Source organism: Planomonospora sp. ID82291 (genome assembly GCF_015711645.1).
Lineage (GTDB): Bacteria > Actinomycetota > Actinomycetes > Streptosporangiales > Streptosporangiaceae > Planomonospora.
On the sequence record NZ_JABTEX010000002.1, the window covers coordinates 562600 to 578013 of the forward strand.

At 73.4% G+C, this 15414-nt stretch carries 14 protein-coding genes; 7 read left to right on the top strand and 7 right to left on the bottom strand.

The genetic code is table 11. The features are described from left to right. Window positions 1-176 precede the first annotated feature (176 nt). From HS045_RS13540 to HS045_RS13555, 4 genes are all read left to right on the top strand, one after another. Window positions 177-1568, top strand: coding sequence for an HD-GYP domain-containing protein (locus HS045_RS13540; RefSeq protein ID WP_196451683.1), 1392 nt, complete (start codon window positions 177-179; stop codon window positions 1566-1568). Next, window positions 1565-2845, top strand: coding sequence for an HD-GYP domain-containing protein (locus HS045_RS13545; protein ID WP_196451684.1), 1281 nt, complete (start codon window positions 1565-1567; stop codon window positions 2843-2845). Before HS045_RS13540 ends, HS045_RS13545 begins: the two co-directional genes overlap by 4 nt. 171 nt (window positions 2846-3016) lie before the next feature. Beyond that, window positions 3017-4357 (top strand): acetyl/propionyl/methylcrotonyl-CoA carboxylase subunit alpha, encoded by a 1341-nt coding sequence (locus HS045_RS13550; RefSeq protein WP_196451686.1) that lies wholly within the window; start codon window positions 3017-3019, stop codon window positions 4355-4357. A 138-nt stretch (window positions 4358-4495) separates the two neighbouring features. After that, on the top strand, window positions 4496-4708 hold the full coding sequence (locus HS045_RS13555) for a biotin/lipoyl-binding carrier protein (RefSeq protein WP_196451687.1): 213 nt from the start codon (window positions 4496-4498) through the stop codon (window positions 4706-4708). Between the two features lie 127 nt (window positions 4709-4835). On the opposite strand, the gene HS045_RS13560 is transcribed toward HS045_RS13555, so the two are convergent. Next, window positions 4836-5216 carry a thioesterase family protein gene (locus HS045_RS13560; RefSeq protein WP_230884025.1) on the bottom strand — a complete coding sequence of 127 codons (381 nt, stop codon included), beginning with the start codon at window positions 5214-5216 and terminating at the stop codon, window positions 4836-4838. Window positions 5217-5240: 24 nt separating this feature from the next. Between HS045_RS13560 and HS045_RS13565 the strand changes: the two genes are divergently transcribed. Together HS045_RS13565 and HS045_RS13570 are read left to right on the top strand one after the other, a co-directional pair. Further along, entirely contained in the window at window positions 5241-5423 is a 183-nt protein-coding gene (locus tag HS045_RS13565; RefSeq protein ID WP_196451689.1) for a hypothetical protein, read from the top strand. Window positions 5424-5737: 314 nt separating this feature from the next. Next, window positions 5738-7414, top strand: coding sequence for a serine/threonine-protein kinase (locus HS045_RS13570; protein WP_196451690.1), 1677 nt, complete (start codon window positions 5738-5740; stop codon window positions 7412-7414). Between the two features lie 89 nt (window positions 7415-7503). On the opposite strand, the gene HS045_RS13575 is transcribed toward HS045_RS13570, so the two are convergent. From HS045_RS13575 to HS045_RS13595, 5 genes are all read right to left on the bottom strand, one after another. Further along, window positions 7504-9150: an acetolactate synthase gene (locus HS045_RS13575; protein WP_196451691.1), complete on the bottom strand. Its 1647-nt coding sequence runs from the start codon at window positions 9148-9150 to the stop codon at window positions 7504-7506. A 234-nt stretch (window positions 9151-9384) separates the two neighbouring features. Continuing rightward, complete coding sequence (bioB, locus tag HS045_RS13580) at window positions 9385-10380, bottom strand: biotin synthase BioB (RefSeq protein WP_196451692.1); 996 nt, start codon at window positions 10378-10380, stop codon at window positions 9385-9387. Between the two features lie 114 nt (window positions 10381-10494). Continuing rightward, on the bottom strand, window positions 10495-11217 hold the full coding sequence (gene bioD / locus HS045_RS13585) for a dethiobiotin synthase (protein ID WP_196451693.1): 723 nt from the start codon (window positions 11215-11217) through the stop codon (window positions 10495-10497). A gap of 110 nt (window positions 11218-11327) precedes the next feature. Next, on the bottom strand, window positions 11328-12047 hold the full coding sequence (locus tag HS045_RS13590; protein ID WP_068897754.1) for a GntR family transcriptional regulator: 720 nt from the start codon (window positions 12045-12047) through the stop codon (window positions 11328-11330). An 85-nt stretch (window positions 12048-12132) separates the two neighbouring features. Next, window positions 12133-13293: an 8-amino-7-oxononanoate synthase gene (locus HS045_RS13595; protein ID WP_196451694.1), complete on the bottom strand. Its 1161-nt coding sequence runs from the start codon at window positions 13291-13293 to the stop codon at window positions 12133-12135. 68 nt (window positions 13294-13361) lie between these two features. On the opposite strand from HS045_RS13595, the gene HS045_RS13605 reads away from it, so the two are divergent. Continuing rightward, entirely contained in the window at window positions 13362-14978 is a 1617-nt protein-coding gene (locus HS045_RS13605; RefSeq protein WP_307827510.1) for a PAS domain-containing sensor histidine kinase, read from the top strand. A gap of 94 nt (window positions 14979-15072) precedes the next feature. Here the strand turns inward: HS045_RS13605 and HS045_RS13610 are convergent, their stop codons facing one another. Next, the gene (locus tag HS045_RS13610; RefSeq protein WP_196451695.1) at window positions 15073-15327 is read right to left on the bottom strand and encodes a WhiB family transcriptional regulator; all 255 of its coding nucleotides are present in this window, start codon (window positions 15325-15327) and stop codon (window positions 15073-15075) included. Window positions 15328-15414 lie beyond the last annotated feature (87 nt).

Here is a 15414-nt window from a genome sequence, read left to right on the forward strand (position 1 = left end):
TTGGTTACGCTTTGCTTGCGATTACCGGTCGGTCCTGCCGGATCTGATTCGCTTCTGTAGCCTGAGAGGCGAAATCAACGTGGAGGCAGCGCATGTCGAAGGAAACGGTCAGCCGGGCGCACCCGGGGATCTCCTGGACCTGAACACGCGCCCGTAGGACCCCTAGGGTGGCCGCATTGCGTGGACTGCCATGGTTTGCCAAGGTCTACCTTGTCGCCGTGATCGGGACGGCCTTCGGGCTGCTCGCCCACGGCGTGGCCGGGAACAGCAGGATCGAGCAGCTCGAATGGTCCACCCTGCTGGTGCTGGCCCTGCTGTTCCTGGTGTGCGAGTCGATGCCGACGCTGCTCAGCGTCCGGCAGGCCGCGGTCTCGGTCAGCTTCTCGGCCGCGCTCGCCGCGGTGGTGCTGGCGGGCCCCGAGGGCGCGGCGCTCGTCGGCATGACGGCCGTGCTCAGCGTGCGCCCCGGACTGCCGCTGGTGAAGCGGTTGTTCAACGGCGCGCAGTTCGCCCTCTGCGGTTACGTCGCGGGCCGGGTCTACGAGAGCCTGCTCGGCCGGAGCGCCGGGGTGCCGGGCGTCGGAGGCGCCGGGGGCGCGGGGGGGATCGCGTTCAGCGATCTGATCGTGCCGTTCGCGGGCGCGGCGGCGGTGTTCGTACCGCTGAACTTCGTGCTGATCGCGCTGGTCCTGGCGGCGACCGGCCAGGCCGACCAGGTGCCGTTGCGGGGGCTGGCCCAGTTCATGGTCTCCTACCTGGGATACGCCACCTTCGGCCTGCTGATCGCCGGGCTCTGGGCGACGGTCAACTCGATCGCCGCGGTGCTGGTGCTGATCCCGCTGTTCGTCGCCCGCTGGGCCTTCGGCCAGTACCTCGCCCAGCAGCGCTCCTACGACGCCACGATCGCCGCGCTCTGCCAGGCGGTGGAGACGAAGGACTACTACACCCGCGGCCACTGCACCCGCGTCTCCCGCGCCTCCGGGATGATCGCCGAGGAGATCGGGATGGGCTCGGAGCGGCTGCGGGCGATCCGCTACGCCGGGATGCTCCACGACGTGGGCAAGCTGGGCGTGCCGACGAAGGTCCTGCAGAAGGAGGGGCCGCTCACCGAGGAGGAGTTCGCCGCCATCCAGCTCCACCCGATGCGGGGACTGGAGATCGTGCGGGGCATCGACTTCCTGGACGAGGCCTTCGCCGGGATCATGCACCACCACGAGCGGCAGGACGGCAGAGGCTACCCGATGGGGCTGGCCGGGGACGAGATCCCGGAGTTCGCCCGGATCATCGCGGTGGCCGACGCCTTCGACGCGATGACCTCCGACCGCTCCTACCGCAACGCGCGGTCGGTCGAGGTCGCCACGGAGGAGCTGCGCAAGAGCGCGGGCGCCCAGTTCGACCCGGTCATGGTGAACGCCTTCCTGCGCGCCCTGGACCGCCAGGGGTGGGAACCGCCGCGCACGGTCGCGGTCCCGCCGGCGGACACGGCGGAGACCACCACCAAGGACCACGACGACCCGACCGCCCCGATCCAGGTGGTGTCGGACGTGACCACGGGGACGGAACGATGACGGGCACGGCCGCTCTCACGGCCACGCGGGCGTTCCGCCGACTCGACTCCGGGCAGGTCCTGCTCATCTCCGCCGCAGGTCTGATGGCGCTGGCGGGGGTGGCGTACACGGCGGCGGTGGGGCTGGTCCAGGCCGAGTTCGCCATCGGGTTCGGCGCGTTGATCGCGGCGGGGGAGCTGGCCAGGCTCACCATGCCGGGCAACCGGGAGGTGGCGCCGATCGGAGCCGCCGCGGCGCTCGGCTACACCCTGCTGCTGGACGTGGGGACCACCCGGGCGGGACACCCCGCGCTGCAGGTCGTCGCGGTGACGGCGGTCGGGATGGTGGCCGGGGCGCTGCCCCACCTGGCGGTCGGGCGCCCGCCGCAGCTCGACGCGCTGGCCCGGCGGCTGCTCACCGGCTCCCTGCTGGCGATCGCCTACCGTCCGCTCGCCGAGCCGCTCCACCGGACGACCCTCCCGCCCGACGGGAGCTGGACGCCGGCGCTGGGCGTGATGGCCGTGCTGATCCTGGTGACGGTGCTGGTGGACGTGCTGCTGGCGGCCGTCCTCCGGGCCGAGCAGGTGCGCGCCGCGTTCGCGGTGGCCGTCCGCGACGAGCTGCGGATGGCCGCCCCGCTGGGCGCCGCGGTGGCGGCCTCCGGCGTCCTGCTGGCGCTGGCCGCGCACAGCATGGCCATGGCGGCGCTGCTGGTCTTCGCCGCCCCGCTGCTGGTGACCCAGGTGGCGTTCCGCAAGTACGCCGGGATCCGGGCCACCTACCTGCAGACCGTACGGGCGCTGTCGCAGGTGACGGAGGTGGCCGGCTACGTCGAGCCGGGGCACTCGCGCCGGGTGAGCCGCCTGTCGGTCGCCGCGGGGCGGGAGCTGGGCATGGCGGAGCCCGAGCTGCTGGAGCTGGAGTACGCCGCGCTCATGCACGACATCGGCCAGCTCTCGCTCCGTGACCCGATCCCCGGCGGCGCGACCGTGCTCACCGACCCGGAGCAGGCGCACCGCATCGCCGAGCTGGGTGCCGAGGTGATCCGGCAGACGGGGGTGCTGGACCGGGTGGCGGAGATCGTCCGCCGCCAGTGCGAGCCCTGCGGCGCGGCGCCACCGCCGTCGAGCCGCATCATCAAGGCCGCCAACGCCTACGACGACCTGGTCGGCGGCTCCACCGACCGCGATCGGGCGGGGGCCGCGCTGGAACGGCTCCGCCTCGGCTCCGGGGTGGAGTACGACCCGGCCGTCGTCGAGGCGCTGGCCCGGGTCACCGGGCGCCTGGCCCGTTACTGATCCGCTGCGGATCCGCTCGTGAGGTGCGTCTTCACGGCTTGTCGCGCCGGGATTTCCCGCCCCGCGCGTTGTAAGTTTCCTACAGTTCGCGCTGCTGTGATCAGTGGCGTCGGGCGAAAGGCTGTGCCGAGATCTCGGCCATAGGGTGGAGCGGTCGAAAGGGGCCACTACGTGTTCGAGTCTGTCCTGGTCGCGAACCGAGGCGAAATCGCCCGGCGCGTCATCCGTACGGTCCGCCGCATGGGGGCGAGGGCCATCGCGGTGTACTCCGAGGCCGACGCGGACCTGCCGTTCGTGAAGGAGGCCGACGAGGCGATCCTGTTGGGTCCCGCCAATCCGGTGCAGAGCTACCTCGATGCGGACAAGGTGATCGAGGCCGCCCGCGCGTCGGGTGCGCAGGCGGTCCACCCCGGATACGGCTTCTTCTCCGAGAACGCGGACTTCGCACGCGCCGTGATCGACGCGGGGCTGGTCTGGATCGGTCCCGCGCCCGAGGCGATCGAGCGGATGGGCGACAAGATCAACGCCCGCAACCTGATGGAGGCCGCGGGCGTGCCCGTCGCGGCCGGGACCAGGGAGCCGGTCACCGACCTGGAGCAGGCCGCGGCCGCCGCGGCCGGGATCGGCTACCCGGTCATGGTGAAGACGGCCGGTGGAGGCGGCGGCATCGGGATGGGCGTCGCCCACGACGAAGCGGAGCTGGCCAAGGCCTTCGAGACCGCCGCGCGCGCCGCGGCGCGGTTCGGCGGAGCCGGAGGGGGCCCCGCGATCCTGCTCGAGCGCTACATCGAGCGCGCCCGCCACGTCGAGGTGCAGATCCTCGGCCTCCCGGACGGCACGGTCGTCGCGCTGGGCGAGCGGGACTGCTCGGTGCAGCGCCGCCACCAGAAGGTCGTGGAGGAGACGCCCTCTCCCGGCATCACCCCGGAGCTGCGCGCGCGCATGCTGGCCGCGGCCGTACGGGCGGGCGAGGCCGTCGGCTACCTCGGAGCCGGGACGGTGGAGTGCCTGGTCGACGCGGACGCGCAGGATTTCGTGTTCCTGGAGATGAACACCCGGCTCCAGGTCGAGCATCCCGTCACCGAGCTGGTCACCGGGGTGGACCTGGTGGAGCAGCAGCTGCGGATCGCCGCGGGCGAGGCGGTGGACCTGCGGGCGGCCCCCGCCGGGCACGCGATCGAGTTCCGGGTCTACGCCGAGGACCCCAAGCGGTTCTTCCCCGGCCCCGGGAAGATCGACGTGTGGGAGGAGCCGTCCGGGGAGGGCGTGCGGATCGACTCCGGCTACGCCGCCGGCAACACGGTCACGCCGTTCTACGACCCGCTCATGGCCAAGCTGTGCGTCTTCGGCCGGACGCGGGACGAGGCCCTGGAGCGTGCCCGCAAGGCGGTGGCGGGCTTCCTCGTCGAGGGTCCCAAGAACAACCTGCCGTTCTGCGCCGAGCTGCTGGAGCATCCCGAGTTCGTCTCCGGCGACTACGACACCGGACTGGTGTCCCGCATGAGGGCCTGATCGTTCTGGCACAGTGGGAAGGCGCGGGCGGCGGGCCGGGCACGGGGGGACGGGCGCGTACGGCGCGGCATGACTCGTGCGGCCGGCGGAGGCCGGAGCGAGCACGATCGTTGACAGTGACAGTGATGGGAGTTCCCGGTGGCTGAAGTGCGCGCGGAGATGGTGGCGAACGTCTGGAAGGTGCTCGTCAAGGAGGGCGACACCGTGCAGGACGGCGACACCCTGGTCATCCTGGAGTCGATGAAGATGGAGATCCCGGTCATCGCGGAGGACGACGGTGTGGTGGCGCAGCTCAAGGTGGCCGAGGGAGACGTCATCCAGGAGGGCGACCTCATCGCCGTCATCGAGTAGCGCCCCATCGGCCGGCCCGGCGGGCGGAGACGCGCCGCGCCGGCGGCGACCGCCGCGTGCCGGGAGACGCGCCGCGCCCGCCGGGCTCGCCGGGCCGGCCGCGGACCGGCGAGCCCGGCGGGCGCGGTCAGCGGGCGTGCCTGGCGAGGAAGCGCTCGCGGTCGACGACCACGCGCTCGATCGTCCCCGTCGCGACGGTGGACTCCCGGCCGCGTACGGTGACGGCGAAGACCAGCCGGCGGCCGTCGACCTCGGTGAGCTCGGCGGAGATCTCGACGTGGGCGCCGATCGGGCTGGCCGTCAGGTGCTCCAGGGCGACTCTGGTTCCCACGGAGGTCTGGCCGGGTCCGAGGGCGTCCGCGACCGCCTGGACGGTGGCGCGCTCGGCGAGGGCGAGCAGGCGGGGGGTGCCCAGCACGGGGACGTCGCCGCTGCCGATCTGCAGGGCGGTGTCCTCTCTCTCCACCATGATGAGCAGCCGGGAGCGCAGACCGGGAGCGAGCGTCATGCGCGCCAGCATAGGGTCTGAACCGTGACCCCATACTGCGATCACTGCGGTCTCCCGGCCGGCGAGGGCGAGCACGCGTCCTGCCGTGCCGCGCGGGCGATGGAGCCGCCGCGCTACTGCTCCCGCTGCCGCCGCCGGATGGTGGTCCAGGTGACCCCGCTGGGCTGGTCGGCCCGGTGTGTGGAGCACGGCACGCTCACCGGATGAACCGGTTCGCGGGCCGCCGGGCGGACTCGCCGCCGCGTACGCCGGACGTCACCGGACCCGCCGTGGAGGGCGCGGAGCCGTGGGCCGTGGAGGGCGCGAAGCCGTGGTGAAGGCCGGGTCGCCCGGCGGGACGTGGCAAAATGGATAAATACCCCCGAAGTTTGGACTTTTGTGTCATGCTGCCGCTCGTCCCACAGTGATGCGGAGAGGCGGCATACCGGCCTTCGTTACGCTTCTGTGACGTTGTCGCGATACAAATCCGCTTTGTTGGAGAACCCTGGGGTGGGAGTGGAGAGGGTTACGGGGGAGTAGCCATGGTGGCCCAAGGCACGACGCTGGCCGGGCGGTATCGCTTAGATACCCGCATCGGTGCCGGCGGCATGGGCGAAGTGTGGCGCGGCGAGGACACCGTCCTGGCCCGCACCGTCGCGGTGAAGGTGTTGCTCCCGGGCCGCACCGACGACCCGGGGTTCCTGGTGAGGTTCCAGGGCGAGGCCCGGGCGATGGCGACGATCAACCACCCGGGGGTCGTCGACGTCTACGACTACGGGGTTCACGAGGTGCCCGGCGCGGGGGCGACGGCGTACCTGGTGATGAAGTTCGTGGACGGCGAGCCGCTCGACCGGCTGCTCAGCCGGCTGGGCAGCATCGCCCCCGGGGCCGCGATGGAGCTCATCGCCCAGGCGGCCTCGGCCCTGCAGGCGGTCCACGACCAGGGCATCGTCCACCGGGACGTCAAACCCGGCAACCTGCTGGTCCGGTCCGACGGCACGCTCGTGCTCACCGACTTCGGCATCGCCCGGTCCGACGCGGCCAGCCGGCTGACCGACGCGGGCATGGTGCTCGGCACCGCCTCCTACTGCGCGCCCGAGCAGGCCGAGGGTGCACCGGTGACCCCCGCGGTGGACATCTACGCCCTGGGCGTGGTCGCCTACGAGTGCCTGGCGGGTCAGCGGCCCTTCGACGGCGACAGCCCGGTCACGATCGCGCTCAAGCACATCCGGGAGGCCCCGCCGCCGCTGCCCGAGCGCATCCCGTCGGCGATCCGGGCCCTGGTGGAACGGGCCCTGTCCAAGGACCCGGCCCGGCGCTTCCCCAGCGCCGCCGCGATGAGCACCGCCGCGCGGCAGGCGGTGGCCGGACCGGAGACCGGGGCCACGGCGCTCCCGCCGGTTCAGCAGCCGGCGGCCGGAGCCGTCCACGGGCTGCCCGGCCAGGGCGTCGCCCCGCGGTCGGACGGTCCGTACCCCGAGACCGGCTGGAGCACGGCCGCGCAGCCGACGGCGGGCTGGCAGGCGGCCTCGCCGGCGCCGCCCGGCACGCCCACGGAGCTCTCCTCCGGCAGGCGGGGGCGCCGGAGCGCGCAGAGGCCCAGGCGCCGGGGCGGGCTGGTCGCCGTGGCCTCGGCGGGCGCCGTCGTGGTCTGCGCCGGGCTGGCCGCGGTGGTGATCAACACCATGGCGGCGAGTTCCGAGGTGCCGCCCCTCGACAGGGAGAGGCTCGCGGCGAGCGATCCGGCCGCGAAGCCCGTCGTCACCGAGCCGACGAAGAGCCCGTCGCCGAAGCCGCACCGGACCCGCGCCAGGCCCACGCCGACGCAGAACCGCCCGGTCCCCGATCCCACGCCCGAGGTCAGCGAGGAGCCGGAGCCCACTCCGACGGCGACGAAGAGCCCGTCGCCGAAGCCCACCCCCCGCAAGGGGACCCCGACTCCCACCCCGACCCCGACCCCGGTGGCGAAGAAGAGGGTGCCGAACGTCACCCAGCTGCCGCTCGCGGCGGCGCTCCAGCAGCTCAAGGCCGCCGGGCTCAAGGCGCGGCCGGAGTACAGCGGTGGGTTCGACGCGGAGAAGTGCTGGATCGTCTACCAGCAGCACCCCTCCGCGGAGGAGATGCTGGATCCCCGGATCCCGGTCAAGCTGGTCGCGGACGCGGTGCCGTGTTCGGGCGGCTCGACGCCGACTCCCACGCCCGCGGCGACCAAGGGCTGACCCGCCGGGACGCCCGGTCGAGCGTCCGCCCTGCGGAGGGGTGTCCGTCCGGTGACCCGCGTAGAGGCCCGGCCTCTACGCGGGGGGCCTCACACGCCGGTGGTGGTGCGCGGGTAGGCCACGGACGGGTCGGTGGCGATGTTCACCAGGTACGGCACGCCGGAGTCGAACGCACGGCGCAACGCGGGACCGATCTGCGACGGGTCGGTGACGAGCTCACCGCCGCCGCCCAGGGCGGTCACCACCTGGTCGTAGCGGCACTGCGGCTGGAGTTCGGCGGCCACGTCGTAGCCGTAGAGCATCTGCATGGGGTGCTTCTCCAGGCCCCACATGCCGTTGTTGCCGCAGATCATCACGACCGGCAGGCGGTGCCGCACCAGCGTGTCGACGTCCATCAGGGAGAAGCCGGCCGCGCCGTCGCCGAGCAGCAGCACGACCTGCGAGGAGGGCCGGGCCAGCCGGGCGGCGATCGCGTAGCCCAGGCCGGTGCCCAGGCAGCCGTACGGGCCCGGGTCGAGCCAGTTGCCCGGCTGGCGGGGCTCGACGTACTTGCCCGCGTAGGAGACGAAGTCGCCGCCGTCGCCGATCACCACGGCGTCGTCGGCGAGGATCCTGCCGAGCTCGCCGTAGATCCGCATCGGGTGGATCGGGTCGGAGGCGGACTCCAGCAGCTGGACGTCGCCGGCGATGGCCGCCCTGGACGCCTCGGCCAGGGCCGACAGCCACGGGGCGTAGGCCGCGGGGGAGACGCCCGCCTCCGCGCAGGCCGAGGACAGGCCCCAGAAGACCAGGGACAGGTCGCCGGCGGCGGCCCCGGCGGGCTTGACGTGCGTGGCGGCCTGTGACGGGGCGTCGGTCAGGTGCACGACCTTCGCCAGGGGAGCGCCCTCCTTTCCGCCGAACCAGCCGTAGCCGAGCCGGAAGTCCAGCGGGGTGCCCGCCACGATCACCAGATCGGCCTGGGCGAAGGCCTGGCCCCGGGCGCGGTTGACCAGCAGCTCGTGTCCGGCGGGCAGGATGCCGCGGCCCTGGCCGTTGGGGATGACCGGCAGGCGGTACTCCTCGGCGAAGCCCCGGGCGACTTCTTCGGCGCGGTCCATCCACACGTCGGAGCCGAGCACCAGGACCGGCCGCTCGGCCTCGGCGAGCAGCCGGGCGATCTGCGCGAGGGCGCCCGCGTCGGGTTCGAGCGGCGAGGGGGTGAGCGTCTCGGTGTGGTGCTCGGCCGCGGGGGCGAACAGGTCGTCCATGTGGAAGTCGAGGAAGACCGGGCCCCGGTGCGGGGCGATGGCCGTGCGGAAGGCCATCTCGACGTCCTGCCCGACGGAGTCGGCGCCCGAGCCGGTGAAGGCGAGCTTGGTGACCGGCGCCAGCAGCGGCGGGTGGTCCATCTCCTGCAGCGCTCCGGAACCCCAGCGGGATCGCGGGGCCCGCCCTCCCATGACGACGACGGGGGAGCCGTTGAAGTGCGCGGTGGCCACGCCGCTGACGCCGTTGGTGACGCCGGGTCCCGCGGTGAGCACGGCCAGGCCGGGCCTGCGGGTCAGGCGGGCGGTGGCCTCGGCGGCGAAGACCGCGCTCTGCTCGTGCCGCACGTCGAGGATGGACACGCCTTCGTGCACCGCCCCGTCGTAGAGCGGGAAGACGTGCCCGCCGGACAGGGTGAACATGGTTTCGATGCCGTAGGCCTTGGAGACGGCGACCGCGATGTCACCGGCGTGCTTGGGGGACTCCATACCGCGAAACCTACCAGTCAGTCACTTAGCCGGACAGGGGAGTTGCTTGGCGTGCTCGTGGCCTTCTACCTCCCCAGATTCCCCTCTGTCACACGCGCGCGCGCAGAGATCTGCGGTACGGTAAGCGACTGTCCCGTTACTCTCCGATGAAACGGTGGGCGGGTCGACGTACGGAACGGCGCGCGCCCCGCGGACCCGGCGTACGGCCCCGGCGGGTCCGCCGGGCCCGGTGGGTCACAGCGTGTCGGAGAGTGCCTTGATCGGCATCCGCAGGTCCGCCAGCAGCCCCAGGTCCTGCTCGGCGGTGCGGCCGAGGGTGGTCAGGTAGTTGCCGACGATGATCGCGTTGATCCCGCCGAGCATGCCGTCACGGGTGCCCAGGTCGCCCAGGGTCAGCTCGCGGCCGCCGGCGTAGCGCAGGATCGTGCGCGGCAGCGCCAGCCGGAAGGTCGCGATCGTCCTGAGCGCCTCGCCGCCCTCCAGGAGCGGGAACCGTTCGAACGGTGTGCCGGGGCGCGGGTTGAGGAAGTTGAGCGGGACCTCGTCGGGCGCCAGCTCGCCGAGCTGTCCGGCGAACTCGGCCCGCTGCTCCAGCGTCTCGCCCATGCCCACGATGCCCCCGCAGCACAGCTCCATGCCGGCCTCGCGGACCATCAGGCAGGTGTCCCAGCGCTCCTCCCAGGTGTGGGTGGTGACGACCTTGCCGAAGTGCGACCTGGCGGTCTCCAGGTTGTGGTTGTAGCGGTGCACGCCGAGGGCGGCCAGCTCCTCCACCTGCTCCCGGGTGAGCATGCCCAGCGAGCAGGCGACGTTGATGTCGACCGCCTCCCGGATCGCCGCCACGCCCTCGCGGACCTGGTCCATCAGGCGCCGGTCGGGCCCGCGCACGGCGGCCACGATGCAGAACTCCGTGGCGCCGGTCGCCGCGGTCTCCTTCGCGGCCCGGACGAGCGAGGGGATGTCCAGCCAGGCGGCGCGGACCGGGGAGGGGAACCGCCCCGACTGGGAGCAGAAGTGGCAGTCCTCGGGGCAGCCGCCGGTCTTGAGGGAGACGATCCCCTCGACCTCCACCTCCGGGCCGCACCACTTCATCCGCACCTCGTGCGCGAGGGCCAGGAGGTCGGCCAGGCGGTCGTCGGGCAGCTTCAGGCACTCCAGCGCCTGGGCGGCGTCGAGGCCCCGGCCCTCATCGAGGACCTGCACCCGGGCGATCTCGAGGATGTCGCTCAACGTCTGACTCCAACTCTGCGGGGACGGTTACGGGGGACTGCGGGGAACCGGCGCTGACGGGGACTCACGGGGAGCTGCGAGGACTCGCCGGGACTCGCCGGGACTCGCCGGGACTCACGGGGCGAGCGTAAGGGCGTTCCGGAAGACGCCGGGGTCGAAGCCGCCGCCCAGGACCGGGCTCAGCCCCGCGCGCGCCACCCTGGCGAAGGACGCGCGGTCCAGTCCGCCGGCCCCTTCGGGGAGCACGCCCGCCAGCGGCCGGGCGGCCAGCATCTCCAGGTCCGCCACGTTGCACCGCTCGGCCAGACCGGGATCCGGCGGCCACGAGCCGATCACCAGGCCGGCCAGGTCGAGGCCGCGACCCGCCACGGCCTCCAGCGTCAGCGCGGTGTGGTTGAGCGTGCCCAGCGACGCCCGGGCCACCACCAGCACCGGCGCGTGCAGCATCCGGGCCAGGTCCGCCAGCGTGAACCCCTCCTCGTCGAAGCGGACGAGGAGTCCGCCCGCGCCCTCCACGACGACCAGCCGGTGCGACCCGGTCAGCTCCTTGATCCGCACGGCGGCCTCGGCGAGGGAGACCGGGGGCAGTCCCGAGACCCGCGCGGCGGCGGCCGGGGCCAGCGGGTCGGGGAACCTGGCGAGCTCGAAGGTGGTCGTCACCCCGGACAGGCGGATGACGTCGTCCAGGTCGCCGGGCTCGTTCTCGCCCACGCCGGTCTGGGCGGGCTTGACCACCGCGACGGTCGAGCCCCGCTCCCGGGCCAGCGCCGCCACGGCGGCCGTGACGACCGTCTTGCCCACCCCGGTGTCGGTCCCGGTGACCACGAGAATGCTCACCCGCCTCACCCTACGGGGAGCCGGGCCGCGTGACGGGGCGGCGCGGCCGATCCGCCGGGGGCGGCGCGGACGGGCGCTCCCGGCGGAGGCGGCGCGGACGGGCGCTCTCGTCAGGGACGGCGCAGGCGGGTGACGAACTTGTAGCGGTCGCCGCGGTAGAGCGACTGCGCCCACTCCACGGGGTTGCCGTCGGCGTCGAAGGCGTGCCGGGTGAGCAGCAGCATCGGCAGGCCGACGTCGACGCTCAGCACCTGGGCGTCGTACGGCGTCGCCAGCACGGTCTCGATGATCTCCTCGGCGTCCATCAGCCGCACGTTGTAGGCGTTGTGCAGCGTCTCGTACAGCGAGGAGTGCACCTCCAGCTCCCGCCGGAGCCGGGGGAAGCGGCGGGCGGACAGGTGGGTGGTGTCGATCGACATCGGCTCGCCGTTGGCCAGGCGGAGCCGGTGGATGCGGAGCACGCGCCCACCGGGGTTGATGGCCAGCCGGCGGGCCAGGGGCTCGTCGGCCGTGACGTAGCTGATGTCCAGGATCTTGGTGTCGGGTTCCAGGCCGACGGTCCGCAGGTCGCCGGTGTAGGAGGTCAGCTGGAGGACCTGGGCGACCTTCGGCTGCGCGACGAACGTGCCCTTGCCCTGGATGCGGACCAGGCGGCCCTCCACCACGAGCTCCGAGAGCGCCTGGCGCACGGTGGTCCGCGACGTCTCGAAGCGGACCGCGAGCGTCCTCTCCGGAGGCAGCGCGCTGCCCGCCGGCAGGCTCTTGGTGAGGGAGAGGAGGCTCCGCTTGACGTCGTAGTACTTCGGGATCCGGGGGGAGTCGTCCGTCATGGAAGCTCCTCGCCCGCAGGCGCGGAACCCGTCCGGCCGGCCGTGCCGTACCGGCCGTGCCGGCCGGGCCGCTCACCGCGTTCGCTCACTTGCCCACCTTCAACTCGGCGACGGCGGTGAGGGCACCCCGGATCACCGCGAGATCATCGGAACTCAGATTGGCCCGCGCGGTCAACCGCAGGCAAGAGCGGCCGGCCGGCACCGAGGGCGGCCGGAAGCATCCGGCCCGCACTCCGTGCTCCGCGCAGATGGCGGCGGCCCGCAGTGCGGTCTCGGGCCGGCCGAGGACGACGGGGACGACCGCACCCGCCGGCTCGCCGGTCTCCAGGCCGAGTTCGCGGGCCATCGAGGCCAGCTCCCTCGCTCTGGTCCGCACGCGTCCGGGCAGCTCGGGCCGATGGTGAAGGATATCGATCGCGGCGAGTGCCGCGGCCGCGCTGCCCGGGGCCAGCCCGGTGTCGAAGATGAACGAGCGGCCCGTGTCCACCAGGGTCTCCACGACCTCGGGCGCGGCGAGCACGGCCCCGCCCTGGGAGCCCAGCGACTTCGACAGTGTGACCGTTCTCACAACCGTCCGTTCACCGGCCAGACCCGCGGCGTACACCGCGCCCCGCCCGCCCGGCCCCACCACGCCGAGCGAGTGCGCCTCGTCCACCACCAGCAGCGCGCCCTGCCGTACGGCCGCGGCGTGCAGCTCCTCCAGCGGAGCCAGGTCCCCGTCGACGGAGAAGATCGCGTCGGTGACGACGACGGCGTGCTCCTCGGCGCGGTCGGCCAGGGCCTTCTCCACGGCCGCCGCGTCCCCGTGCGGGGTGACCGCCACGCGGGAGCGGGAGAGCCTGCAGGCGTCCACGATCGAGGCGTGGTTGCCCGCGTCGGAGACCACCAGCGCGCCGGCGCCCAGCGTCGCGACGGCCGCCAGGTTGGCGAGGTAGCCGGAGGAGAAGACCAGCGCGGCCTCGGCCCCGGCGAAGGCGGCCAGCGCCTCCTCCAGCCGGGCGTGCAGCGCGGTGGAGCCGGTGACCAGGCGGGAGCCGGTGGAGCCGGTGCCCCAGGTGCGGGTGGCCTCGACGGCGGCCTCGGCCGGCCGCGGGTCCCTGGCCAGCCCGAGGTAGTCGTTGGAGGCCAGGTCGATCAGGCCGTCGTCGTCGGGTGTGCGGGCGCGCAGGGTCCGCCGCAGTCCTGCCGCACGGCGTGCTTCGGCGGCGGTCCGCAGGCGGGCCAGGGGATCCGGGGTCTGCTCCATGGGGGCATCTTCGCAGTTCCGGATCGGCCGATTCGCATTCGGAGCGGCAAAGAACGCATGATGCACGGGTGCCGACTCTTAGCGACCTGGCGGTCCGCCACACCGCGCTCGACGACGCGGACCTCGATTGGATGCACTCGCTGGTCTCCGACTGGCAGCTCCTGGCCGACCTGTCGTTCGCCGACCTCATCCTGTGGATCCCCCTCAAGGACGGGTCGGGGTGGATCGCGGTCGCGCAGATGCGCCCCACCACCGGGCCCACCGTCTACCACGACGACGTCGTGGGCACGACCATCGCCAGGGGCGAGCGCGAGCTCATCGACACCGCCTGGGACGAGCGGAGGATCTGCCGCGAGGGCGACCCCGACTGGTCCACCGGCGTCCCGGTGCGGGAGGAGACCATCCCGGTACGGCGGGCTGACCCGGCCGGAGGCGCCCTCGGCGGGCTCGCGTCGGGCGGGCCCGCGTCCGGTGGGCCCGCGTCCGGCGGGTCTCCGGGCGGCGGGTCTCCGGGCGGCAGGGCGGCGAACGGGACCGCCCCCGTCGGGCCCGCGAACGGGGCGGCTCCCGGGCAGCGCTACCTGGGGGTGATCCAGCGCTCGACGAACCTGTCGTCGGCGCGTACGCCGTCCCGCCTGGAGCTCACCTACCTGCAGAGCGCCTCGGACCTGGCCCAGATGGTGGCCGAGGGCCGCTTCCCGTTCTCCGGCGCGGAGCCGATCCTGGTCCGCTCGCCGCGCGTGGGCGACGGCCTGCTCCGGCTGGACCGGGCGGGCCGGGTGACCTACGCCTCGCCCAACGCCCTGTCGGCCTATCGGCGGCTGGGCCTGACCGCGGACCTGGTCGGCGCGGAACTGGGCCGCACGACCGCCACGCTCTGCTACGCCGGTGAGCCCATCAACGAGAACCTGATGATCGTGGCGAGCGGCAGGGAGCCCCGGGAGACCGAGGTGGAGGCGGGCGGCACGGTCGTGCAGCTGCGGGCGATCCCGCTGGTGGTCGGGGGCGGGCGGATCGGCGCGCTGGTGCTCATCCGCGACGTGACCGAGCTGCGGCGGCGCGAGCGCGAGCTGATGACCAAGGACGCCACGATCCGGGAGATCCACCACCGGGTGAAGAACAACCTGCAGACGGTGGCGGCGCTGCTGCGGCTGCAGGCCCGGCGGCTGCGGGTGCCTGAGGGGCGGGAGGCGCTGGAGGAGGCGGTCCGCAGGGTCGGGTCGATCGCGATCGTGCACGAGACGCTGTCCCACACGCCCGAGGAGCAGGTGGACTTCGACGACATCGCCGACCGGGTGATCGCGATGGCCAGCGAGGTCTCGGCCCCGGAGGCGCAGGTGGTGCCGCGCCGCGTCGGGACGTTCGGGGTGCTGAAGTCGGAGATCGCCACCCCGCTGGCGATGGTCCTCACCGAGCTGCTGCAGAACGCCGTCCAGCACGGGCTGGCGCAGCGGCCGGGCCGGCTGCAGGTGATCGTCTCGCGGGAGGCCGACCGGCTGGACGTGGTCGTCTCCGATGACGGCGCCGGTCTGCCGGAGGGGTTCGACCTCGAACTGTCCACCAGTCTGGGCCTGCAGATCGTGCGGACCCTGGTGGTGGGGGAGCTCTCCGGACGGCTGGCCATCGAGCCGCGTCAGGGCGGCGGGACCGAGGTCACCCTGGCGATCCCCCTGCCGGGGATCTGACGGGCGGGTCCGCGGAGAGCGGCCGGGCGGCGGTGCGGGCCGCCGCGGCGGGGCCCGGGCGCATCCCCGGGGCCCCGTGCCGGTGGGGCGCGGTTCAGGCGGTGGCGCGGGCGCGGGCGCGGGCCGTGCGGCGCTTGAAGGCGCGGCGCTCGTCCTCGCTCAGACCGCCCCAGACGCCGGCGTCCTGCCCGGACTCCAGAGCCCACTTCAGACAGGCGTCGCTCACGGTGCACGTCCGGCAGACCTGCTTGGCCTCTTCGATCTGCATCAGGGCGGGGCCGGTGTTGCCGATCGGGAAGAACAGCTCGGGGTCCACGTCACGGCAGGCGGCTCGGTGGCGCCAGTCCATGCGTCCACTCCTTCGTAAGAGGAGCCCTTGCTCGGCTCCGACGGCTCACTTTGTGAAGACTTTCACTAACAGGCGCGAACGACCTCC

Excerpts from the sequence above, each read along its gene's own strand:
- HS045_RS13545 (WP_196451684.1), top strand. The coding sequence starts at position 1,565 with ATGACGGGCACGGCCGCTCTCACGGCCACGCGGGCGTTCCGCCGACTC.
- HS045_RS13560 (WP_230884025.1), bottom strand. The coding sequence starts at position 5,216 with ATGACGCTCGCTCCCGGTCTGCGCTCCCGGCTGCTCATCATGGTGGAG.
- HS045_RS13570 (WP_196451690.1), top strand. The coding sequence starts at position 5,738 with ATGGTGGCCCAAGGCACGACGCTGGCCGGGCGGTATCGCTTAGATACC.
- HS045_RS13575 (WP_196451691.1), bottom strand. The coding sequence starts at position 9,150 with ATGGAGTCCCCCAAGCACGCCGGTGACATCGCGGTCGCCGTCTCCAAG.
- HS045_RS13590 (WP_068897754.1), bottom strand. The coding sequence starts at position 12,047 with ATGACGGACGACTCCCCCCGGATCCCGAAGTACTACGACGTCAAGCGG.
- HS045_RS13595 (WP_196451694.1), bottom strand. The coding sequence starts at position 13,293 with ATGGAGCAGACCCCGGATCCCCTGGCCCGCCTGCGGACCGCCGCCGAA.
- HS045_RS13610 (WP_196451695.1), bottom strand. The coding sequence starts at position 15,327 with ATGGACTGGCGCCACCGAGCCGCCTGCCGTGACGTGGACCCCGAGCTG.